The organism is Pseudarthrobacter cremeus, from assembly GCF_051857465.1.
Taxonomy (GTDB): domain Bacteria; phylum Actinomycetota; class Actinomycetes; order Actinomycetales; family Micrococcaceae; genus Arthrobacter.
Genome location: NZ_JBPZHC010000020.1, coordinates 24,952 through 45,897, shown reverse-complemented (window position 1 = coordinate 45,897; position 20,946 = coordinate 24,952). Strand labels below are relative to the sequence as shown.

23 protein-coding genes are annotated in these 20,946 nt (G+C 65.2%); 16 read left to right on the top strand and 7 right to left on the bottom strand.

Annotation, left to right across the window (positions count from 1 at the left end; translation table 11 throughout):
- Positions 1-174: 174 nt before the first annotated feature.
- Positions 175-921 (bottom strand): transcriptional repressor LexA, encoded by a 747-nt coding sequence (gene lexA, locus ACS5PJ_RS21650; RefSeq protein WP_439436907.1) that lies wholly within the window; start codon positions 919-921, stop codon positions 175-177.
- Positions 922-1,231: 310 nt separating this feature from the next.
- Between lexA and ACS5PJ_RS21645 the strand changes: the two genes are divergently transcribed.
- The 8 genes from ACS5PJ_RS21645 to ACS5PJ_RS21610 all read left to right on the top strand — a co-directional run bounded on the left by ACS5PJ_RS21645 (position 1,232) and on the right by ACS5PJ_RS21610 (position 7,465).
- The gene (locus tag ACS5PJ_RS21645; RefSeq protein WP_439436906.1) at positions 1,232-1,630 is read left to right on the top strand and encodes a LysM peptidoglycan-binding domain-containing protein; all 399 of its coding nucleotides are present in this window, start codon (positions 1,232-1,234) and stop codon (positions 1,628-1,630) included.
- A gap of 85 nt (positions 1,631-1,715) precedes the next feature.
- A complete protein-coding gene (locus ACS5PJ_RS21640) occupies positions 1,716-2,834 on the top strand; it encodes a histidinol-phosphate transaminase (RefSeq protein WP_439436905.1) in 1,119 nt (372 codons plus the stop codon).
- A gap of 59 nt (positions 2,835-2,893) precedes the next feature.
- The gene (gene hisB, locus ACS5PJ_RS21635; protein WP_439436904.1) at positions 2,894-3,517 is read left to right on the top strand and encodes an imidazoleglycerol-phosphate dehydratase HisB; all 624 of its coding nucleotides are present in this window, start codon (positions 2,894-2,896) and stop codon (positions 3,515-3,517) included.
- A complete protein-coding gene (hisH, locus tag ACS5PJ_RS21630; protein ID WP_439436903.1) occupies positions 3,514-4,248 on the top strand; it encodes an imidazole glycerol phosphate synthase subunit HisH in 735 nt (244 codons plus the stop codon). The genes hisB and hisH overlap by 4 nt, the downstream gene beginning before the upstream one ends.
- A gap of 1 nt (position 4,249) precedes the next feature.
- Entirely contained in the window at positions 4,250-4,399 is a 150-nt protein-coding gene (locus ACS5PJ_RS21625; protein ID WP_500691046.1) for a CG2302 family histidine operon protein, read from the top strand.
- Positions 4,400-4,458: 59 nt separating this feature from the next.
- Positions 4,459-5,205, top strand: a complete 747-nt coding sequence (priA, locus tag ACS5PJ_RS21620; RefSeq protein WP_439436902.1) for a bifunctional 1-(5-phosphoribosyl)-5-((5-phosphoribosylamino)methylideneamino)imidazole-4-carboxamide isomerase/phosphoribosylanthranilate isomerase PriA — start codon at positions 4,459-4,461, stop codon at positions 5,203-5,205.
- Positions 5,206-5,223: 18 nt separating this feature from the next.
- Positions 5,224-6,111 (top strand): SseB family protein, encoded by an 888-nt coding sequence (locus ACS5PJ_RS21615; protein ID WP_439436901.1) that lies wholly within the window; start codon positions 5,224-5,226, stop codon positions 6,109-6,111.
- Positions 6,112-6,163: 52 nt separating this feature from the next.
- Positions 6,164-7,465 carry an MFS transporter gene (locus tag ACS5PJ_RS21610; protein WP_439436900.1) on the top strand — a complete coding sequence of 434 codons (1,302 nt, stop codon included), beginning with the start codon at positions 6,164-6,166 and terminating at the stop codon, positions 7,463-7,465.
- 105 nt (positions 7,466-7,570) lie between these two features.
- Here ACS5PJ_RS21610 and ACS5PJ_RS21605 read toward each other — a convergent pair whose 3' ends face one another.
- Positions 7,571-7,957 carry a DUF1844 domain-containing protein gene (locus ACS5PJ_RS21605; protein ID WP_131685122.1) on the bottom strand — a complete coding sequence of 129 codons (387 nt, stop codon included), beginning with the start codon at positions 7,955-7,957 and terminating at the stop codon, positions 7,571-7,573.
- Positions 7,958-8,268: 311 nt separating this feature from the next.
- Here ACS5PJ_RS21605 and infC point away from each other — a divergent pair, with 311 nt between their 5' ends.
- The 4 genes from infC (at position 8,269) to ACS5PJ_RS21585 (ending at position 11,299) form a co-directional block, all read left to right on the top strand.
- Entirely contained in the window at positions 8,269-9,450 is a 1,182-nt protein-coding gene (gene infC, locus ACS5PJ_RS21600) for a translation initiation factor IF-3 (protein ID WP_439436899.1), read from the top strand.
- A 115-nt stretch (positions 9,451-9,565) separates the two neighbouring features.
- A complete protein-coding gene (gene rpmI / locus ACS5PJ_RS21595) occupies positions 9,566-9,760 on the top strand; it encodes a 50S ribosomal protein L35 (RefSeq protein WP_009358635.1) in 195 nt (64 codons plus the stop codon).
- 118 nt (positions 9,761-9,878) lie between these two features.
- Positions 9,879-10,325 (top strand): 50S ribosomal protein L20, encoded by a 447-nt coding sequence (gene rplT / locus ACS5PJ_RS21590; RefSeq protein WP_354147289.1) that lies wholly within the window; start codon positions 9,879-9,881, stop codon positions 10,323-10,325.
- Between the two features lie 50 nt (positions 10,326-10,375).
- Positions 10,376-11,299, top strand: coding sequence for a TrmH family RNA methyltransferase (locus tag ACS5PJ_RS21585; RefSeq protein ID WP_439436898.1), 924 nt, complete (start codon positions 10,376-10,378; stop codon positions 11,297-11,299).
- Positions 11,300-11,375: 76 nt separating this feature from the next.
- Here the strand turns inward: ACS5PJ_RS21585 and ACS5PJ_RS21580 are convergent, their stop codons facing one another.
- Complete coding sequence (locus tag ACS5PJ_RS21580) at positions 11,376-11,651, bottom strand: GlsB/YeaQ/YmgE family stress response membrane protein (protein WP_439436897.1); 276 nt, start codon at positions 11,649-11,651, stop codon at positions 11,376-11,378.
- 222 nt (positions 11,652-11,873) lie between these two features.
- Between ACS5PJ_RS21580 and ACS5PJ_RS21575 the strand changes: the two genes are divergently transcribed.
- Positions 11,874-12,845: a cation diffusion facilitator family transporter gene (locus ACS5PJ_RS21575; protein WP_439436896.1), complete on the top strand. Its 972-nt coding sequence runs from the start codon at positions 11,874-11,876 to the stop codon at positions 12,843-12,845.
- A 66-nt stretch (positions 12,846-12,911) separates the two neighbouring features.
- Here ACS5PJ_RS21575 and ACS5PJ_RS21570 read toward each other — a convergent pair whose 3' ends face one another.
- Complete coding sequence (locus tag ACS5PJ_RS21570; RefSeq protein ID WP_439436895.1) at positions 12,912-14,120, bottom strand: MFS transporter; 1,209 nt, start codon at positions 14,118-14,120, stop codon at positions 12,912-12,914.
- Between the two features lie 114 nt (positions 14,121-14,234).
- Here ACS5PJ_RS21570 and ACS5PJ_RS21565 point away from each other — a divergent pair, with 114 nt between their 5' ends.
- A complete protein-coding gene (locus tag ACS5PJ_RS21565; protein ID WP_439436894.1) occupies positions 14,235-14,696 on the top strand; it encodes a (deoxy)nucleoside triphosphate pyrophosphohydrolase in 462 nt (153 codons plus the stop codon).
- Here ACS5PJ_RS21565 and ACS5PJ_RS21560 read toward each other — a convergent pair.
- From ACS5PJ_RS21560 to ACS5PJ_RS21550, 3 genes are all read right to left on the bottom strand, one after another.
- A complete protein-coding gene (locus ACS5PJ_RS21560; protein ID WP_439436893.1) occupies positions 14,693-15,820 on the bottom strand; it encodes an Rv2578c family radical SAM protein in 1,128 nt (375 codons plus the stop codon). The two genes, ACS5PJ_RS21565 and ACS5PJ_RS21560, sit on opposite strands and share 4 nt — an antisense overlap.
- 111 nt (positions 15,821-15,931) lie before the next feature.
- A complete protein-coding gene (locus ACS5PJ_RS21555) occupies positions 15,932-16,576 on the bottom strand; it encodes an SIMPL domain-containing protein (protein ID WP_439436892.1) in 645 nt (214 codons plus the stop codon).
- Positions 16,577-16,578: 2 nt separating this feature from the next.
- Positions 16,579-17,025, bottom strand: coding sequence for a hypothetical protein (locus ACS5PJ_RS21550; RefSeq protein ID WP_439436909.1), 447 nt, complete (start codon positions 17,023-17,025; stop codon positions 16,579-16,581).
- A gap of 276 nt (positions 17,026-17,301) precedes the next feature.
- Between ACS5PJ_RS21550 and pheS the strand changes: the two genes are divergently transcribed.
- The gene (gene pheS, locus ACS5PJ_RS21545; RefSeq protein ID WP_439436891.1) at positions 17,302-18,363 is read left to right on the top strand and encodes a phenylalanine--tRNA ligase subunit alpha; all 1,062 of its coding nucleotides are present in this window, start codon (positions 17,302-17,304) and stop codon (positions 18,361-18,363) included.
- Positions 18,364-18,365: 2 nt separating this feature from the next.
- Complete coding sequence (gene pheT, locus ACS5PJ_RS21540; protein WP_439436890.1) at positions 18,366-20,909, top strand: phenylalanine--tRNA ligase subunit beta; 2,544 nt, start codon at positions 18,366-18,368, stop codon at positions 20,907-20,909.
- The last annotated feature ends 37 nt before the right edge of the window (positions 20,910-20,946 follow it).

The window sequence follows — 20,946 nt, the reverse complement described above, 5'->3', positions numbered from 1 at the left end:
TTCACCGACACCCCCTGCCGCAGAAGCGAAAAGAACTCATCCTTCAGCGCATCGGGCGCCCGAAAACCACTCGGCATGGCAACCTCCAGAAATCAGATGTTGCAACGACCGTATGATTCTGCCTCCTCCCGAAGGGCAGTAAGTGACCCCGCGTTGCTTTTGGCCCAAACGGTCTTAGAGTGAGCGCAGGACCGAGACAACTTTTCCCATGATGGTGGCGTGGTCTCCGAGGATGGGCTCGTACTGGGTGTTCTGGGGCAACAGCCAGGTGTGCCCATCGCGCTGGCGGAAGGTCTTGACGGTTGCTTCGTCGTCCAGCAGAGCCGCCACAATATCGCCGTTGGCGGCGTCGGCCTGCCGGCGGACAACCACCCAGTCGCCGTCGCAGATGGCGGCGTCCACCATGGAATCGCCGGCCACCCGCAGCATGAACAGTTCCCCCTGGCCCACCAGTTGGCGCGGCAGAGGCATCACATCTTCCACCACCTGGTCGGCAAGGATCGGTCCGCCGGCAGCGATCCGGCCGACCAGCGGCACCATGGCTGTGTCCATCGCGGTCGGGAGTTGCGTAACCGTTCCGCCGATGCCGTGCATCACCGCAGGTTTGCCTGACCCGCTTGGTTTTGTGGATCCGCCGTCCAGGGTCAGGGGCATCAGGACTTCCATCGCGCGGGGCCGCTTCGGATCCCGGCGAAGGTATCCCAGCTTTTCGAGCTGCGAGAGCTGGTGGGTGACGCTGGACAGGCTGGCCAGCCCTACGGTGTCACCGATCTCGCGCATGGACGGCGGATAGCCGTTGTCATTGACCGAACGCTGGATGGTTTCGAGGATCTTCTTTTGGCGGGCAGTGAGCCCCTTCGGGATCCTCTGGGGCTGGCGGCCCTGCGGGTTCGCCTTGCCTTCGGCGGCTGGTGCTGCCATGTTCGCCAATGCCTTTCGGTTGCCCGGGTGCTGTCCGGATTAATTGTCAGACCCTGCTGATCAACTGCTGGGGTGGTTGTTCTTTGATCCAAACGTAGGCCAGCCACATTGCTTTTTCAAACATTTGTTCTAGCGAGTCTCGACAATGTTCGTTGATAAGTGCTAAAACTGAGAAAGCAAAGTTCGAATATGTGTTCTACTCGTCGCATGCAGCCTTCGAAACCTGGTCCACAACGGGCCAGCCCGGACACCGCAGGCGGACGCACAGAGCGCACCGGGCAGCACAGTATGGTCCAGGAGGGCTAATTTCATGTCAGCTACATCCGCTTCACACGACTCCCGTCCGCAGTTCGTTTCCGTGCAGCACCTGACGTCGGGGCCTGAGCGCAGCAAGGCCCAGCCGCTGCGCCTGACCCGACGCGGCAGGATTGTCCTGATCGGCATCCCGCTGGTCATCCTGGCTGTGGTCCTGCTGTCCCTCGCAGGATTCCTTAATGCCCCCGCCAAGGCAGCCGATTCGGCCGCGGACCTCTCGGTGACTCCCACGGTCTCTGTTACGGTCCAGGCCGGCCAGTCGCTCTGGTCCATCGCCGGCGCCGTAGCACCCGGGCGGGATCCACGCGATGTCATTGCCGATATCGTTCAGCTGAACAACCTCTCTGCCGGCGGCGTGGTGCCCGGCCAGCAGCTCTTTGTCCCGGCCAAGTAGGCTTCGGGGCAGTCAAAGAGGTCCTGCGCAGCCAGTCCGGACCGTCATATTTTTCGGGTGTCTTCGTCGGAACTAAACTGTTCAGGTGAATGACCAGCTAGAGCGTCTGAACCGACTTCCCCTCCGGACCAACCTCCGTGGACTGACACCCTATGGTGCCCCGCAGCTGGATGTCCCCATTTTGCTGAATGTCAACGAGAACACCCACGGCGTCCCGGCGGACGTTCGGGCAGCCATCAGCGAGGCCGTGACCGAAGCTGCCGCAGGGCTCAACCGGTACCCGGACCGTGAATTCACCGAACTTCGGGAAGCTCTGGCCGAGTACCTTGGCCATGGACTTGATGCCACGAACATTTGGGCTGCAAACGGGTCCAATGAGGTCCTGCAACAGATACTCCAGGCTTTCGGCGGGCCGGGACGCACGGCCCTGGGTTTCCCGCCCACGTATTCCATGTACCCCCTCCTGGCCAGTGGTACTGACACCGAGTACATCACCGGGCAGCGTGCGGCGGACTACGGGCTGAGCGCAGAATCGGCTGCACTGCAGGTCAAGGAACTGCAGCCGAACATCGTCTTCCTGTGCTCGCCGAACAATCCCACGGGGACGGGCCTGGGCCTTGACGTGGTTGAGGCCGTCTACGCGGCAGGCGAGGCGAGCCAGACCATGGTGATCGTGGACGAGGCGTACCACGAGTTCGCCCACGACGGGACGCCGAGCGCACTGACGTTGCTTCCCGGGAGGGAACGCCTCATTGTGTCCCGGACGATGAGCAAGGCGTTTGCCCTCGCAGGGGCGCGCCTGGGCTACATGGCGGCGGCTCCCGAAGTGACGGACGCCCTGCGCCTGGTCCGGCTGCCGTATCACCTCTCCGCCATAACCCAGGCGACAGGCCTGGCCGCCCTCCGGCACCGCACCGCCCTTATGGCTGATGTCCAGGACATCAAGGCCCAGCGGGACCGCATCGTGACGGAACTGACCCGCATGGGCCTCAAGCCCGCAGCCTCAGATTCGAACTATGTCTTCTTCGGCGGGCTGGACAGGCCGCACGAGGTCTGGCAGCAGCTGCTGGACGCCGGGGTGCTGGTCCGGGACGTCGGAATCCCCGGCCACCTGCGTGTCACGGCGGGAACTGAGACTGAGACCACAGCGTTCCTGACCTCGCTGGAAGCCATCCTGGCCAGCCAGTCCAGGCTCCCCGCCTAAACTTGAACTACCGGTGCCTCGGGTGCCGCACCTCTGACTTCCCCAAAGGACATATCACCATGACTTCCACCGGATCGAATGCTGCTGCACGGACCGCACGCATGGAGCGTGCCACCAGTGAATCGTCAGTGCTCGTGGAGATCAACCTTGACGGCACTGGCGTCTCAGACATCGACACGTCAGTCCCGTTCTACGACCACATGCTGACAGCGCTGTGCAAGCACTCGCTGATCGACATGACCGTCAAGGCGACCGGTGACACGCACATCGACGTCCACCACACGGTGGAGGATGTCGCCATCACGTTCGGCGAAGTACTCCGCACAGCCCTGGGGAACAAGGCGGGCATCCGCCGCTTCGGCGAGGCGACGGTTCCCCTCGACGAAGCGCTGGCACACGCCGTGGTCGATGTCTCCGGCCGGCCATACCTGGTCCACGGCGGCGAGCCGTCCGGGCAGGAATACCACCTGATCGGCGGCCACTTCACGGGCTCGCTCACCCGCCATGTCTTTGAAGCCATCACTTTGCACGCCGGCATCTGCCTGCACATGAACGTCATTGCCGGCCGGGACCCCCACCACATTGTGGAAGCCCAGTTCAAGGCCTTTGCCCGCGCCCTGCGTGCAGCCGTCGAGCCCGATCCCCGCGTGGAGGGAATTCCTTCCACCAAGGGTGCGCTGTGAGCGGCCAGATCCTCCGTGATGGCGCCGTGATCGATCCGGCAACCGGTAAGAAGCCCGTATCGTCCGAGGGCAAGCCCACGGTCACTGTGCTCGACTACGGTTCCGGGAACGTCCGTTCAGCCGTGCGCGCCCTTGAGCGGGCCGGCGCAGAAGTACTCCTGAGTTCCAAACCCGAGGACGTTCTAAATGCTGACGGCCTGGTGGTGCCTGGAGTGGGCGCCTTCGAGACTGTGATGCGCGAGCTCAAAGCCGTGGACGGCATTCGCCTCATCGGCCGGCGCGTGGCCGGAGGCCGTCCGGTCCTGGCGATCTGCGTCGGTCTGCAGGTGCTGTTCGAGGCCGGCGTCGAACACGGGACAGAGGCAGAAGGCATGGGGGAGTGGCCCGGCAAAGTGGAACTGCTTCCCGCGGACGTGGTCCCGCACATGGGCTGGAACACTGTTGATGTCCCCGCCGGGTCCAGGCTGTTCGCCGGCGTGGAGCAGGAGCGCTTCTACTTTGTCCACTCCTACGGTGTCCAGGAATGGGACTTTGACGTGATCCAGCCCCGGATGACCGCGCCGCTGGTGACCTGGTCCGAACACGGGGCCCGCTTTATCGCCGCGGTGGAGAACGGGCCGCTCTGCGCCACGCAGTTCCACCCGGAGAAGTCCGGGGACGCAGGAGCCAGGTTGCTGCGCAACTGGGTTGACGGCCTTCGCAAGCCGAAGACTGCGGGCGGCGCTGCCTAGAATGTGGTCGATTATCCTCATGGGCCTCGCCGGCCTCCTGGTGGGCGGCGCGCTGTCCTTCAGGCAGCAGCATAAGCCGCTGTGGACCCAGGTCAGCTTCTGGGTCCTGGCGGCAATGTCCTTACTGGCCGCTTACCTGCTGACGCTGTAAGCATTGTTATGAACCAGCCTTAGCTCCCATCACCAACACCCCACCGAAGAGGATTTGAGATGACCAGCGCAACCGATCTGCCGGTTCTTGAACTGCTGCCCGCCGTAGACGTCGTCAATGGCCAGGCCGTGCGGCTTGTCCAAGGGGAGGCCGGCAGCGAGACGAGCTATGGCACCCCGCTCGAGGCGGCGCTGAACTGGCAGAAGCAGGGCGCGGAATGGGTTCACCTGGTGGACCTGGACGCTGCGTTCGGCCGTGGTTCCAACGCAGAACTGCTGCGCGAAGTGGTGGGCCGGCTGGACATCAAGGTGGAGCTCTCCGGTGGGCTCCGGGACGACGAATCCCTGGAGGCTGCACTGGACCTCGGCGTGGCCCGGGTCAACCTTGGCACCGCGGCCCTGGAAAACCCGGAGTGGACCAGGCGGGCCATCGACCGCTTCGGCGACAAAATCGCCGTCGGCCTCGACGTCCGCGGCACAACCCTGGCCGGCCGCGGCTGGACCAAGGAGGGCGGGGACCTCTGGGAGGTCCTGGAGCGGCTCGAAGAAGCCGGCTGCGCCCGCTACGTGGTCACGGACGTCACGAAGGACGGCACGCTTAAGGGGCCGAATGTCGAACTGCTCCGTCAAATGGTGGACAAGACAGGCAAGCCCGTTGTGGCTTCCGGCGGCATCTCCAGCCTGGATGACCTGAAAGTCCTCCGGTCGCTCGTCCCGCTGGGCGTAGAGGGCGCAATCGTGGGCAAGGCCCTGTACGCCGGTGCGTTCACCCTGCCGGAAGCACTCGACGTCGCCGGACGCCGCTAGCAGGAGTCCGTGGACACCATGAGTAACGGAGAGGCCTCCGGCAGCACGCCGCCGCCGCGCAATCTCCCCGGACACATTGCGGCCGCGCTGGCGGGCGCAGGCGGCCCCACCGACTCGGCAGGCCGGCCATGGGACGGACGGAGCCTCGCCGGGGACGACGCGAAAATCCACAACTTCGAGAACGACGACGGCGCGGCCGACCCCGGCTACCTTGCTGCCGTTGCCGCTCTGGTCCAGGGCATAGGCGACGAAGCGGCGGTGGTGGCCTCGCTGGCCACCAGCAGGGTCTTCATCCCCATCATCGCCCAGCTCGGAGCTGAGGCGCCCGGCGTGGCCGGCCTCACGGCCGACAAGCAGGCCGACATGGCCCTGGTGATGCTGAAGGCGGCCGACGGCAGGTCAGCCCTGCCTGCCTTCACCTCGGCCCAGGCACTGGCAGCCTGGCATCCGGACGCCCGCCCGGTGGCGGTTTATGCTGCCAGGGCTGCCCTCTCGGCAGTGTCCGAACAGGCGGAACTCATGGTGCTTGATCCCGGCTCAGACATCACATTGGTGGTCCGCCGGCCCGCGCTTTGGGCGCTGGCGCAGCAACAGCAGTGGGTCCCCTCCTACGCCGATCCCGCGTTGGCCGCTGCAATGACCGCGGCAGCAGCAGGATTCCCGGAAGTCCGCAGCATCTCGCTGCTCCCTGGCTCCGGGGTCGCAACCGTGACCGGCACCGGAGCGGAGCTTGCCGGGGGAGGACCGGGACCTGAGCTTCAGGCAGTGCTCTACCTCGCAGACGGACTCGATGCCTCCGCTGTCCAGGAACTCGTATCCGGCCTCCAACAGGAGTGGTCGCGGAATGTATTGTTTGGAGAGCGCGTTGACTCACTGGAAATCAAGTTGCGGCGCGCGTCGCAGTAGCTGACGGTGGGCACGGAGATCCCGGGCAGCCGCGGCAGACCAAAGGATTCTTGTGAACTTCGCTCTTTACCGGGAGCTGCTGGCCGTCCCGCGCATCCGGCGCCTGCTTATCGTGGGCATGATCGCCCGGATCCCCCATTCGGCGGCCGGCGTTCTCCTCACTCTGCACATCGTCCTCAACCTGGACAAGGGTTATGCCGCGGCCGGCGCTGCGGCGGCAGTAATGACAATCGGAATTGCGGTGGGAGCCCCCTGGCGTGGCCGCCGTGTGGACACCGTCGGACTTCGCAGGGCACTGATCCCCTCGGTGGTGTCCGAGACCATCATCTGGTCTGTTGTGCCGCACGTGTCGTACGAGTGGCTGCTGCCCCTGGTGTTCGTAGGCGGCCTGCTCACCCTCCCCATCTTCAGCGTGGTGAGGCAGTCCCTGGGTGTCCTCGCCGTCGGCAACCAGAGGCGCACTGCGTTCGCCCTTGACGCAATCACTACCGAAGTGGTTTTCATGATCGGTCCGGCGGCCGGAGCCGTGGCGGCGACGAGCGGCTTCACCGTCGCGGGACTCACCGTGGTGGGTGTGTCCACTTCCTTGGCGGGGCTGTTCCTGATGTGGTTCAACCCGCCCACGCGCAGCGCTGCCCAGCCGGCAGTGTCTGCGTCAGGCCAGCGCCACGCAGCCGAGGTGGCAGCGGTTTCAGCTGCTCCCGGCCATCTCCATGGGACAGCTGCCGGTCCGGGTCCCGCAGGAATCCTGCGGGCTGCCGGCCGCCCGGGGCTTCGGGACAAGGTCACGGGAAGTTTCACCTGGTTCACAGCCACCGTAGGCGCCGTCTTCGCCGTGGCAGCAGGGGCCGGCATGGTCCTCAGCGGCTCCGATGTCGGCATTGTGGCGGCCCTGGAGAGGGGCGGCCACCAAAGCGAGATCGGGATCGTTTTCCTGTTCTGGTGCGCCGCATCTGTGGTCGGCGGCCTGGTATACGGTGCCATGCACCGTCCGGTTTCGCCCATCGTCCTGCTGCTCGGGATGGCAGCACTGACCATCCCCATGGGGTTCGCCCAGGACACGTGGACACTTGCCGCGGTGTCCGTTCTCCCCGGGCTTCTGTGCGCGCCGGTCCTGTCGGCCGCGTCAGAAAAGGTGGCCGAACTCGTGGTTGAGGACCGCCGCGGCGAGGCCATGGGCTGGTACGGATCCGCCCTGACCGGCGGCGTTGCCCTTGGCGCACCGCTGGCCGGAGTCTTCATCGACGCAGTGGGTCCTGCCGGCGGCTTCGTCTCCGTGGGAGTGTCCGGCGTGGCGCTGTGCCTGGTGGGGCTGTTGCTCCAGGCCCGCCGACGCCGCCGCGCGGCCGTGTGACCGCCCACCGGCCTTAACCACGACGGCGGCGGACAGACCGTGTGGTCCGTCCGCCGCCGTCGTACTTCTTTCGTGCCTGGCCCCGTGCCCCGGAGCAGCGTCCGCCTAGTTAACGGCGCCGGTGTATTTCTCGCCCGGGCCCTTGCCGGGGGCGTCCGGAATGATGGATTCTTCGCGGAAGGCGAGCTGGAGTGAACGCAGGCCGTCGCGCAAAGGACCGGCGTGCTGGGAGCCGATTTCGGGTGCCGCTGAGGTCACCAGGCCGGCCAGGGCCGTGATGAGCTTGCGGGCCTCGTCCAGGTCCTTGAGTTCCTCGGCGTTGTCCTCGGCTGCCAGGCCCAGTTTCACGGCGGCTGCGCTCATGAGGTGGACGGCTGCCGTGGTGATGACCTCGATCGCCGGCACCTCCGAGATATCGCGGATTTGCTGGGTCACATCAGCCTTTGCATCAGTGGCCTCGAAAACGTGTGAATTACTGTCTGGGGTGCTCATACTGGTAAGCTTGTCACAGACCGACTGGATGTCGTTATTTTGCTGTCGAAGGTCCCACTGGCGCCAAGCTGCGCTGAGCGGGATTTTCTCTGTAGAATGGCATGCAGTTTGCAAGCGGAGTTCTCTCCCACCCGCGTCAGCCGTTTTCCCCTGGAAGCAATTCCGCCGGAAGCAAGGTTGCCGGGTACCTGGTCGGGCATTTCCGGCGGCTATCAGCCGCGGGCAGTGCGCACAGCCTCTTTGGGGGAGTGTGCATCCGATCTTCGAGGCCTTCGATTGCTCCGGCAATTGGGGGCCTTCTCTATTTGCCGGTGGAATACCACATCAATCACAGGAGCTTTAACATTAGCGAGCCAAGAATCAATGAGCGTATCCGCGTCCCCGAGGTGCGGCTGGTCGGCCCTGCAGGTGAACAGGTAGGAATCGTCCGTATTGATGATGCCCTGCGTTTGGCTGCCGAATCCGACCTTGATCTCGTTGAAGTTGCTCCGCAGGCCAAGCCTCCGGTGTGCAAGCTGATGGACTTCGGCAAGTACAAGTACGAGGCTGCAGTCAAGGCACGTGAAGCCCGGAAGAACCAGACCAACACTGTTCTGAAGGAAATCCGCTTCCGCCTGAAGATCGACACCCATGACTACGAGACCAAGCGCGGCCATGCACTGCGCTTCCTCGGCGCCGGTGACAAGGTCAAGGCCATGATCCAGTTCCGTGGCCGTGAGCAGCAGCGTCCTGAAATGGGCATCCGCCTGCTTCAGCGCTTCGCCGACGACGTCGCCGACGTGGGCGTTGTGGAGTCCAGCCCGCGAATCGATGGCCGCAACATGGTCATGGTGGTGGGCCCGCTGAAGAACAAGGCGGAAGCCAAGGCTGAAGCACGCCGCGCGACGCAGCGTGCAGAGGCCAAGGCGCAGAACGAAGCCAAGGCAACAGGCGGCGGCAGGGTCGACGTCTCCGGCGACGACCAGGCACCGTTCACGCAGTCGCTGGCTGATCTTCTTCCGGAAGGTTTCGCCATCACCACGGAGCCGGAAGCTGAGGCCCCGGCAACGGAGTCTGAAGCACCGGAAACAGGGACTGAAGCAACCCAGGCACCGGAGACTGACGAGCCGGCGGCACAGGCTGGGTCGCCTGTTGCGGCTGTCCCCGAAGCTGCTGCCAAAGCCGAGCCCGTGAAGGAAGCCTCCGCCCCGGCGGCCCCCAAGCAGGCAGCCCCCAGGCAGACGGCGCCCAAGGCAGCTCCGAAGGCCGTGGCTCCCAGGCGTGAGGCTCCTAAGGCTGCCCCGGCAGCCGCTGCGAAGGCGCCCGCTGCTGCCAGGCCTGCGGAAGCTGCGAAGCCTGCGGAAGCTGCCACGCCGGCAGCTGCACCGGCCCCGGCAGCTCCCAGGCCTCCGGTTCCGATGCCCAAGCCGATAGCCCGGCCGGCAGCTCCGAAGCCTGCTGCGCGGCCTGCCCCCAAGGCAGCCCCGAAGCCCGCCGGCAAGAAGACCACCTAGTTCAAAACTGTTGGAGTTGTCCTCCCGCAGTACGCAACCAGCACGCCGCCTGCAGGGGTGGCTGCTCGAAAGAACTGCAGACAATGTCTGCGGACACGTAAGGAGATCGGTTCCCATGCCGAAGATGAAGACCCACAGTGGTGCTAAGAAGCGCTTCAAGCTGACCGGCAGTGGCAAGCTGCGCCGCCAGCAGGCCAACCGCCGCCACTACCTGGAGCACAAGTCCTCCAGGCTGACCCGTCGTCTCGCCGGCGACAAGATCGTTTTCAAGGGTGACGCAAAGGTCATCCGGAAGATGCTCGGCATCTAAGTTCCAAGTTCTCTGACTGATGCCACCTGGCAGCAGTCAACTACCAAAAAGGCTTCTCAGGCCAGCCGGTTGTTCCGGCAGTAGATGCTTGGGATCAGATTTTCGAAGGAGTACGCACGTGGCACGTGTGAAGAGGGCGGTCAACGCCCACAAGAAGCGCCGGGTTATCCTTGAACGCGCAAAGGGCTACCGTGGACAGCGTTCACGCCTGTACCGCAAGGCCAAAGAGCAGCTGCTGCACTCGTTTGTGTACAGCTATGGCGACCGCAAGAAGAAGAAGGGCGACTTCCGTCGGCTGTGGATCCAGCGCATCAACGCTGCATCCCGCGCCAACGGCCTGACCTATAACCGCCTGATCCAGGGCCTTAAGGCCGCTGAGGTCGAGGTTGACCGCCGTATGCTCGCAGAGCTGGCTGTTTCGGATGCCAACGCATTCGCTGCCCTGGTCAAGATTGCCAAGGACTCCCTGCCCGCTGACACGTCCGCTCCGGCTGTCCAGGCTGCGGCTCCCAAGGCTCCCAAGGCGAAGGCTGCAAAGCCGGCCGCTGAAGTGGCTGCCAAGTAGTTCCTGTTCGTCGTTCAAGCTCTGGTGGCTCCAGCCACTAAGGTTCTTGTATGAACGAAACCGGGCGCCCGCAAGATGATTCACTGTCCAACCCCCGAGCTGATCGGGCGAGGAAGGTGGCACAACTTGCCGGGCGCCCGGCCCGTTTAAAGCGGGAACAATTCCTGGCTGAAGGCCCCCAGGCCGTGCGCGAAGCGCTCACCCTCCATCAGAAGCGCCTGGCTGCCGGGGAGCAGGGCATCGTCGAAGAGGTATACGCGAGCGAGTCCTGCCTGGACCGGTACCCCGAATTTGAAGAGCTGGCTGAGGGCACCACCGCCTACATCGCCACTGACGAAGTACTTGCCGCCATGGGGGATACCGTCACCCCGCAGGGCATTCTCGCTGTTTGCCGTTTCCTGGATGTCGGCCTTGAAGAAGTGCTCGACGGCGGACCCCGCCTGATTGCCGTGTTGTGCCAGGTCCGTGATCCCGGAAATGCCGGCACCGTGCTGCGGGCCGCCGATGCGGCCGGGGCCGACGCCGTGGTGCTGACAGGATCCAGCGTGGACATCTACAATCCCAAAGCCATCCGTTCCACCGCCGGATCCATCTTTCACCTGCCGGTGGTCGTGGGCGCAGACGTTGCGGAAGTGGCCGCGGCGTGCCGCGCCCGGGGCATCGGGGTGCTGGCCGCTGACGGCTACGGGGACCTCAATCTGGACACCCTTCAGGACGAAAACGCCGCCCGCAGGACGGCCGGCTCAGGCGTCGAATCGGTGTACGGGCTGGAGCACCCCACCGTCTGGCTGTTCGGAAACGAAGCTCAAGGGCTCTCGGAGGAGGAACTGGCCCTGGCTGATCACCGGGTGGCTGTGCCCGTCTACGGAGCGGCGGAGAGCCTCAACCTCGGGACAGCTGCGACGGTATGCCTGTATGCCAGCGCCAGGGCCCAGAAGAACAACCCCGCTCTCAGCCAGGGAACCGCCGGCTAGGACACCGCATTTAAAAGGCAGGGCCCCGGATGAAGCTCCGGGGCCCTTGCTGTATGAATAGGTGGGATGACGCGAATCAGGGTGCGCGTGTGCTCTTGCTGCGTCCCGTGACGGCGCCATAGATGCCGGCAACAAGCAGGCCGCCGACGATCGCCAGGATCCAGGTACCCAGATCGAAGAAGGACTCAACGCCCCTGCCAAACAGGAGGCTGCCAATCCAGCCGCCGACGATAGCACCAACGACGCCAAGGACGAGGCTGGTGACCCAGCCGCCGCCCACCCTGCCGGGCATAACGGCCTTGACGATGGCCCCCACTATGAGGCCGAGAATAATCCAAGCAAGAAAACCCATGTCTCCTCCTTCATATTCGTCGGGATTAATTGTCCCGATTGTGTTCAAGCTAACATAAGGCCTCCCCGTTGTCAGCAGTCGTATGGCCTGTCGGAGATGCGTGCCCCGCGCCCGGAAAGGTACGGTATTCATGGGCGGCGCCCTGCGGGTGCCGTGACTGTTTCTACTGGTTCTTCCAACCCTGAATGCTGGTTCTTCCAACCCCGAAGAGGAGAAGCCTCCGTGGCTGCAAATGGCGGTACCAAGGCGATCGTTGCGGCTCTCGCCGCAAACCTGACGATCGCCGTCCTCAAATTCGTTGCATTTATCCTGACGGCGTCTTCGTCCATGCTGGCCGAAGCCATTCACTCCCTTGCCGACTCCGGCAACCAACTTCTGCTTTTGATCGGCGGCAAGCGGGCGCGGAAAGAGGCCAGTGCGGAGCACCCGTTCGGATACGGCCGTGAACGCTACATTTATGCGTTCATCGTCTCCATTGTGCTTTTCAGTGTGGGCGGGTTGTTCGCACTTTTCGAATCGTGGGAGAAACTGCAGCACCCGCACGCCATCGAGGGGGACTTCTGGTGGGTTCCGCTTGCCGTGCTTTTCGGTGCAATCGTTGCTGAGTCCTTCTCCTTCCGGACGGCAATCATCGAATCCAACCACGTCCGCGGCAAGCAGGGCTGGGTGAGCTTCGTGCGCACGGCCAAGCAGCCTGAACTACCGGTGATCCTGCTCGAGGACCTGGGGGCACTTCTGGGCCTGGTATTCGCACTGATTGGGGTGGGGCTGACCCTCATCACCGGCGACGGCATCTGGGACGCCCTGGGAACCGGCATGATTGGCCTCCTGCTCGTGGCCATCGCAGTGGTGCTGGCCATCGAAACCAAGTCACTCCTGCTGGGCGAATCAGCTACCCGCGATGACGTGGCGAAGATCAGTGACGCGATCGAGGCCGGGGGTACCAACCGCATCATCCACCTCAAGACCCTCCACCTCGGGCCCGAGGAGCTGCTGGTGGCAGCAAAGATTTCCGTCGGCGCCGCCGACTCCGGCCGCGACATCGCCGCCGCCATCGACGAAGCCGAGGTCAGGATCCGGACGGCGGTACCGATCGCGCAGGTGATCTATCTCGAACCCGACCTGCACCGCGAAGAAACGCAGCGCGGCGGCCAGGTTACCGCAGACGCGGGGCCGCAGGACGTACAGCCCTGATTGACTGCAGGCAGGTGAAGGCACCAGCCGCCCTTTTGTGAAGCCGCTGGCCATGATGATCCCCGATCAGGTGGCCAGCGGCTTCCTGCGTTCGAGGAAGCCGCTGAGTACGGCGACCGCCAGGCCGAGGATGGCCAGAACGGCGCCTACCAGCGCCGGCGCCACGAAGCCCCAGCCCCAGGCGATCACCACACCGCCCAGGAAGGCACCCAGGGCGTTGGCAACGTTGAGCGCCGCATGGTTCAGGGAGGAAGCAAGGGACGGGGCATCCGGCGAGGCATCCAGGAGCCGGGTCTGCAGGGCAGGGATCAGTAGGGAGCCGGATGCCCCCACCACAAAGACCATCACCAAGGCCGACCACTGCCAGTGGGCGGCCACGGCGTAAACCACGAGCGCGACGGCGATTCCGGGCAGTACCCAGTACAACGTACCCATCACCGACCTGTCGGCCAATCTCCCGCCGATGACTGTCCCGGCCACCATGCCCAGCCCGTAGAGCGCCACCACAACAGGCAGCAACCCGCCCGGGATTCCTGCCACGAGGGTCATGGTGTGTGCAATGTACGTGTAGGTGGCGAAGAAGCCGCCAAAGCCCACGACGCCGATCAGGATGGCAAGCCACACTTGCACGCGCCTCAGCGCACCGAGTTCACGGCGGATGCTGGCGTCCGGATGAGCGGCCTGGAAAGGGACGAACCTCCACAGCAGGAAGAGCGTCAGCAGGCCGATGCCGCCCACGAGCAGGAAAAGCAGCCGCCAGCCGAAGGTTTGGCCTACCCAGGTGGCCACGGGAACACCAACGACATTTGACACTGAGAGGCCGGCCATCACCATAGAGATAGCCCAGCCCCGCCGGGTGGGAGGAACGAGGGATGCCGCGATCACGGCCGCGACGCCAAAGAATGCTCCATGCGGCAGTCCGGCCGCGAAGCGGGAAACGAGCATCATCCCGTAGTCCGGGGCAATGTAGGAGAGCAGATTCGACAGCGTGAAGAAGAGCATCAGCCCCAGTGCGAGGTGCTTTCGCGGCAGCCTGGCCCCAACGGCGGCGAGCAGCGGCGCACCCACCACGACGCCCAGTGCGTACGCAGAGATGAGATGCCCCGCCTCCGGAGTGCTGATGCTGAGTCCTTGCTCCACCTCTTTGAGCAGGCCCATCATGGTGAACTCGGTGACGCCGATCCCGACGCCGCCCATCGCCAGCGCGAAAATGGCGGCCGCGACGTTGGGCGTTCTTGTTTTGGGAATGGCGGGAGTTTGGACAACGCTGCTCATGTGCCTGCTTTTCAAGGTTTTCCGGAGTATTTCCTCCATGAAATTCTCCCTCATGCGTCAGCCGGCGCTGGACGGCACCTCCATCGAGGAACGGCTAGCCCATAGAATGGGCCGGTGACTGGACTGATACAGGTAGTGGGCGGCGCGGTGGTGGATTCCCTGGCGGAGCCGGCCAGGATGCTGGTGGCCCGGCGCAGTGCTCCCGAGCAGTTCGCCGGGATGTGGGAATTTCCCGGTGGAAAGGTTGAGCCCGGGGAAGCCCCGGAGGCCGCCCTCCACAGGGAGCTCCGGGAGGAGTTGGGGATCGGGGTCCGACTGGGGGCCGAGCTCCCGGGCGAAACGGCGGCGGGGTGGCCACTGAACGCAAAGGCAAGCATGCGGGTCTGGCTGGCTGAGGTCACCGAAGGGGAGCCCCATCCCCTTGAGGACCACGACGAATTACGGTGGGTCGGGTTGGCGGACCATGCTGCCGTGCTGGATCTTCCGTGGATTCCCGCCGATTTCCCGATCGTTCTGGCGTTGCTTCGCTCCATCAGCCCGCAATCGGTGACGTCGCAGGGGCGCCTGGGCTCTTAGAAGAGGGTTGGCTGCTGGCGAAGCACTGCTGCGGGGTGGCCGGTAGCGGCACCGGATCCAGCGGCGTCACCCTGCCAGGAATTGGGCAGGCTACCGGCAGGATATTGCGCTTCCTCCGTGCGGGCATCGTCCTCCAGGTCGCGGTGGCTGAAACCGTGGCCACCTGAGAAGCCGTGCCGCTGCTTGAAGTACCGCACCTTTGCGGCAAGCCACGTGCGGTACTCCTTCGAAGCGTACGATCCCGTGCCGTAGAGGCGGCGATAGCGGCCGGCGAGTTCCGGGTGGGTCTTGGCGATCCACTGCATGAACCATTCCCGAGTGCCGGGCTTCAGGTACAGGGCGCCCGCCGTCACGCCGGTGGCTCCTGCCGCTGCCAGGGAACTGAAGAGGGAATCAAGTGCTTCGTCGCTGTCAGAAAGCCACGGCAGGATCGGCATGGCCATCACGCCGCAGGGGAGTCCGGCATCGCGCAGCCGGGAAACCAGTTTCAGCCGGGCGCGTGGGCCAGGGGTTCCCGGCTCCACGGCCTCGGACAAGGCCTCGTCCGTCATGGCCAGCGAAATTCCCACGCCGACGGGAACCTGCGCGGCGGCCCGCTTCAGGAGGGGAATGTCCCGGGCAAGGAGCGTCCCCTTGGTAAGGATGGACAGCGGAGTACCGGAGTCGGCCAGCGCCATGATGATGCCCGGCATCAACTGGTAGCGGCCCTCGGCCCGCTGGTAGGGATCGGTGTTGGTGCCCAGTGCCACTTGGTGGCGGCCCCAGGACGGTTTGGCCAACTCCTTACGGAGGACCTCCGCGGCATTGACCTTAACCACCACCTGGCTGTCGAAATCCAGGCCGGCGTCGAAATCCAGGTAGGTGTGGCTCTTGCGCGCAAAACAATAGACGCAGGCGTGGCTGCAGCCGCGGTACGGGTTGACGGTCCACTCGAACGGCATCTTCGAACCGGCAACCACCTTGTTGAGCACCGATTTGGCGGTGACCTCATGGAAGGTGATTCCGGCGAATTCAGGGGTGGTGACGGAGCGGACCAATCCGGCCAGAGGCAGCAGCGCAGGCAGTGGTCCGGTTCCGGCCTCACCGGCGGACGGCGGCAACAGTGCTTGTGCATCCCATCTCATGCCCTCTATTCGAAGATATGTACTAATGAATGTCAAGGACCGCCCCGCACTTGCCTGCAAACTGCCGCTGCCCGCTGCCTTTGCCCGGCGCGGCCCCGGCCCCGGCCCGGACTAGTCCAGGAGCTCCCACACCACGGTGACGCTGGCGCCGATGCTTGCCTGCCCCGCCTCCACGCTGAGGGCTTCGGTGGCGACGGCCCGCTTGATCCGCGCAACGGGGACGGGGCCGGGCGCATCAGGGTGTTCGGCAACAGAGACCACAGCGCCCAAGCGCGCCGAGGCAAGGGAGGCAAACTGTTCGGCCGCAGCAACCGCATCCTCCCAGGCGGCGGCACGGGCCAGCGCCATCACTGCCGACTCATCCGAGAAACCGAGTTCCAGGCCGTTGAGCCGCACGTCGTCGCCGCCGGCCTCAACCACGTCCGCAATCACCGCGGAGGCTGCCGCAACCTGGCGCAACCGCACCGTCAGCACGCTCGATGCCACGTATCCGGCAATGCGCTGGCCCTCGCCGTCGCGCCAGATGAGTTCGGGCCGCACGTTCAGCCCGGAGGTGCGGATGTCAGCATCACCCACCCCGTGCTGCCGCAGCACGCCTGTGACGGCCGAGGATGCCGTTCCGGCTTCCGAGTACGCGGCACCCACGCTGTCCCGCCGGCACTCGACCCCCACGGATAAGGTCAGCAGGTCAGGCGGCGCCTCGGCAGTTCCTGTTCCCGTGACGGTGATGGTCCTGGGGCTGGGCTGGTCCGGCATGGCTAAACCTCGATTCCGCCGGCATCGCGGGGAGCCGGACCTGGTGTTCTCCTGTCAGGGTAGCCGCCGGCCGCCAGGCCTGCCTGCCGCTCGAAGAAATTCGCCGACGCCGGATTACCGGTCCGGAGCAGAGACCAGCCGGCGGCCAGGAAATAGAGCGGAAGGAACGGCGCCCCCAGGCAGCAGGCGTACTGGCTGCAGTGTTTTTCCTCGTGTCCAAGGAGTTCCCTGTTCGACATGAGCTGGTCAGTCCGGATCCGGCAGAGGATCACGTTGCCCAGCGTGAACGCGCCCGCGTGCGGCAGCCGCCACCGGTATCCGGAAGCGATGATGAGCCCCCTCGGGCCCTGGCTGATTGACCTGCTGGCCGCCAAGGCAACCGCCAGGCCAAGGAGAGTGGTGCCATTGACCACGTTGGCAACCTGCCTGGCCCGCTGCCCGGCCGTCAACTGACGCCGCGTTACACGCGGGAGTCCTGCCATCCGATCCGTTGCCCGGCGCCGCCGTTGTGTCATGAGGACATGGTAGCCGGGGCGTTCAATTAGACTGGACGGTAGTGGCTGCCGGTAGTTCCGGTGGCCCTGACCTGGTCACTGAGTGCCTCCATCGCGCATGGATCCGCTTTGGTGACCTGCCAAACACGGATGCGCTGCCGGGAAACCGGTCGCGGCTGTGCTGGCCATTGAGTAAATTCATCAGCCCCGACTCGTAGCTAAGAACAGTAGATGTCTGAAACTTTGCCGGGCGCCGCCATCCCGAACCCCACGGATGAAGCCGCCATCACTGCCGCTGTAGACCAGGCCATCGCCGCCATTGCCGGCGCCGGCTCCCTCGACGAACTCAAGGCGGTGAGGCTGGCCCATACCGGTGAGAAGTCACCGCTCAGCCTGGCCAACCGGGAAATCGGTGGCCTGCCGAAAGACCAGAAAGCCATTGCCGGCAAGCTGATGGGTTCCTCCCGCGGCCGGGTCAACAAGGCGCTCGCGGACCGCACAGCCGAGCTGGAAGCGGAAAACGACGCCCGGATCCTGCTGGAAGAAACAGTGGACGTCACCGCCGCACCGCGCCGTCGTCGGGCAGGCGCCCGGCACCCGCTGTCCACGCTCCAGGACCGCGTGGCGGACATCTTTGTGGGCATGGGCTGGGAAATTGCCGAAGGGCCTGAGGTGGAATCCGAGTGGTTCAACTTCGACGCCCTGAACTTCAAGCCTGACCACCCGGCCCGCGAAATGCAGGACACGTTCTTTGTGGAGCCTCCTGAAGCGCACCTCCTGATGCGCACCCACACCTCACCGGTGCAGGTCCGCTCCATGCTGGAACGTGAAGTGCCCATCTATGTCCTGTGCCCCGGCAAAGTGTTCCGCACCGACGAACTCGACGCTACGCACACCCCGGTGTTCCACCAGTTCGAAGGCCTGGCCATCGACAAAAAGCTCAGCATGGCCGACCTCCGCGGAACGCTGGAGCACTTCGCCCGGCAGATGTTCGGCGACGAAGCCCAGATCCGCCTGCGCCCCAATTACTTCCCGTTCACCGAGCCGTCCGCCGAACTGGACATCTGGCACCCGGGTGCCAAGGGCGGCCCGCGCTGGATCGAATGGGGCGGCTGCGGCATGGTCAACCCCAACGTGCTGCGCGCGGCGGGCATTGACCCGGACATTTATTCAGGTTTTGCCTTCGGCATGGGCATTGAACGCACCCTCATGTTCCGCAACGAGGTGGGCGACATGCGCGACATGATCGAAGGCGACGTACGTTTCAGCGAGCACTTCGGGATGGAGATCTAACAGTGCGTATCCCAATTTCATGGCTGCGTGAATTCGCAGAGGTACCGGCCGGAGCAACGGCCGAAGAGGTCATGGCAGAACTGGTCAAGGTCGGCTTTGAAGAAGAGGACGTCCACCGCCCCACGGACGCCCTGCAGGGTCCGATTGTGGTGGGCCAGGTGCTGAGCCTGGTCAAGGAGCCCCAGTCCAACGGTAAGACCATCAACTGGTGCCAGGTCCGGGTTGTCCCCGAGGGCCGGGAACAGACCCTCACGGGCGAGGGCATCGACCCCTCCGGTGTGCAGGGGATCATCTGCGGCGCCCACAACTTCGTCGAAGGCGACAAGGTGGTGGTCACCCTCCCCGGCGCCGTGCTGCCCGGCGACTTCCGCATCTCCGCACGCAAGACCTACGGCCACCTGTCCGCCGGCATGATCGCCTCCGTGCGGGAGTTGGGCATCGGCGAGGACCACGACGGCATCCTGGTCCTGTCCCGAATCGGGCTGGACCCGGAAATCGGCACCGACGCCATGGAACTGCTGGGCCTCTATGACGAAGCCGCCGAGATCAACGTGACCCCGGACCGCGGCTATGCCTTCTCCATCCGCGGCGTTGCCCGTGAATACGCCCACGCCACCGGAACCTCGTTCACTGATCCTGCCGCCAAGGTCAACGCGCCTGCATTGCTCTCCGGCGGCTACGGCGTCAAGCTCAACGACGACGCCCCCATCTACGGCAAGCCGGGCTGCGACCGCTTTGTGGCCCGCACCGTCCGCGGCGTGGACGCCACGAGGCCGACTCCGCCGTGGATGACCTCCCGGCTCCGCCTCGCCGGTATCCGCTCCATCTCCCTGCCCGTGGACATTTCCAACTACGTCATGCTGGAACTCGGCCAGCCCACGCACTGCTATGACCAGGACAAGCTGTCCGGCGACATCGTGGTCCGTCGTGCCGTCGCGGGGGAGAAGATCACCACCCTTGATGCCAAGGAACGCGCGCTCGACGTCGAGGACCTCCTGATCACCGACGGCTCCGGTGCGATCGGCATCGCCGGTGTGATGGGCGGCGCGGCAACTGAGGTGAGCGATTCGACGTCGACCGTCCTGGTTGAAGCAGCGCATTTCGACGAGGTATCCATCGGCCGCTCCCGCCGCCGCCACAAGCTGCCCTCCGAGGCCTCCAAGCGCTTCGAGCGGGGCGTTGACTGGCAGGTTGCCGGCATTGCTGCGCAGCGGGTTGTTGACCTCCTCGTGGAGCTCGCCGGCGGCGTCGCGGACGAGGCAGGGACCGACGTCGGGACGTCCCCGGACGCCGTGACCATCGCCCTGCCCGCGGCCTTCGCCGCTCAGCGGATCGGCATCGATTTCACCGAGGAGCAGATAGTCACCTCCCTGGAAGACCTCGGCGCCACCGTGGAGAAGAACGACGGCGGCTGGACGGTCACTGCGCCGAGCTGGCGCTCCGACCTGGAGACAAAAGAGGACCTCTCCGAGGAAATCGCCCGCCTCGTTGGCTACGACAACATCCCCGCCACCCTGCCCGTGGCCCCGCCTGGACGGGGCCTGACCCGCGTCCAGCAGCAGCGCCGTCGGCTGATCCAGGCGCTCGCGGACGCGGGGCTGACCGAAGTCCTGGCCTACCCGTTCGTCTCCAAGGCGGCCAACGACACTTTTGGCGCCGCGGAGCAGGGGACTGAACGGAGCGCCGTCAAGCTGGCCAACCCAATCAGCGAGGAGCACGGCTACCTGCGGACGTCCATCCTGCCCGGCCTCATCGAGGTGGCCAAGCGGAACCACTCCCGCGGTTTCCGCGACCTGGCGCTGTTTGAATCAGGCCTGGTCTTCCTGCCCGGTGGAACCGTGGGAACGGCCTCCATTCCGCCGTTGGGCGTCAAGCCCTCCGATGAGGTGCTGGACGCACTGTACGACGGCGTGCCGGACCAGCCGCTGCACGTCGCCGCGGTCCTGACCGGCCACGATTCACCCGCCGCAGCCAGCCATACCCCCCGCGCGTGGGACTGGGCGGATGCCCTGGACATCGCCACGCTGGCAGGCGACGTCCTGGGCGTGGAGATAGTGGTCAGCCAGGGTGCGCATCAGGCTTTCCACCCGGGCCGCGCCGCGCAGCTGTCCCTGCGCACCGGCGAGGTGATCGGTTATGCCGGCGAGCTGCACCCGAAACTCCTGGCTGCTCACGACATGCCTGCCCGCTCGGTGGCAGTGGAGTTCAACGCGGACGCCCTGTTCGAAGCAGCAGCGGACGTCATCGTGGCACGCCACATCTCCACGTTCCCGGTGGCCACCCAGGACGTGGCCCTGGTAGTGCCGCAGGATGTTCCGGCCGCGGATGTCCTGGAGGCGCTTCGCGAAGGTGCCGGCGAGCTGCTGGAAGACGTTGCCCTGTTCGACGTCTACGTGGGCAAAGGCATCGAGGAAGGCAAGAAGTCGCTCGCCTTCGGCCTGCGCTTCCGGGCGACGGACCGGACGCTGACAGCGGACGAGGCGTCGGCCGCACGGGCAGCCGCCGTGGCCCTGGCGGCCGAGCGCTTCGGTGCCGTCCAGCGCTAAGAGCGGGATTTTCATGGCGGGGTCGGGGTCACCGGTT

What these genes read in the sequence shown, in the direction of transcription:
- lexA (WP_439436907.1), bottom strand. Translation starts at nt 921, where the DNA reads ATGGCAGCACCAGCCGCCGAAGGCAAGGCGAACCCGCAGGGCCGCCAG.
- ACS5PJ_RS21645 (WP_439436906.1), top strand. Translation starts at nt 1,232, where the DNA reads ATGTCAGCTACATCCGCTTCACACGACTCCCGTCCGCAGTTCGTTTCC.
- hisB (WP_439436904.1), top strand. Translation starts at nt 2,894, where the DNA reads ATGACTTCCACCGGATCGAATGCTGCTGCACGGACCGCACGCATGGAG.
- ACS5PJ_RS21625 (WP_500691046.1), top strand. Translation starts at nt 4,250, where the DNA reads ATGTGGTCGATTATCCTCATGGGCCTCGCCGGCCTCCTGGTGGGCGGC.
- priA (WP_439436902.1), top strand. Translation starts at nt 4,459, where the DNA reads ATGACCAGCGCAACCGATCTGCCGGTTCTTGAACTGCTGCCCGCCGTA.
- ACS5PJ_RS21615 (WP_439436901.1), top strand. Translation starts at nt 5,224, where the DNA reads ATGAGTAACGGAGAGGCCTCCGGCAGCACGCCGCCGCCGCGCAATCTC.
- ACS5PJ_RS21605 (WP_131685122.1), bottom strand. Translation starts at nt 7,957, where the DNA reads ATGAGCACCCCAGACAGTAATTCACACGTTTTCGAGGCCACTGATGCA.
- rpmI (WP_009358635.1), top strand. Translation starts at nt 9,566, where the DNA reads ATGCCGAAGATGAAGACCCACAGTGGTGCTAAGAAGCGCTTCAAGCTG.
- ACS5PJ_RS21585 (WP_439436898.1), top strand. Translation starts at nt 10,376, where the DNA reads ATGAACGAAACCGGGCGCCCGCAAGATGATTCACTGTCCAACCCCCGA.
- ACS5PJ_RS21580 (WP_439436897.1), bottom strand. Translation starts at nt 11,651, where the DNA reads ATGGGTTTTCTTGCTTGGATTATTCTCGGCCTCATAGTGGGGGCCATC.
- ACS5PJ_RS21570 (WP_439436895.1), bottom strand. Translation starts at nt 14,120, where the DNA reads ATGAGCAGCGTTGTCCAAACTCCCGCCATTCCCAAAACAAGAACGCCC.
- ACS5PJ_RS21560 (WP_439436893.1), bottom strand. Translation starts at nt 15,820, where the DNA reads ATGAGATGGGATGCACAAGCACTGTTGCCGCCGTCCGCCGGTGAGGCC.
- ACS5PJ_RS21555 (WP_439436892.1), bottom strand. Translation starts at nt 16,576, where the DNA reads ATGCCGGACCAGCCCAGCCCCAGGACCATCACCGTCACGGGAACAGGA.
- pheS (WP_439436891.1), top strand. Translation starts at nt 17,302, where the DNA reads ATGTCTGAAACTTTGCCGGGCGCCGCCATCCCGAACCCCACGGATGAA.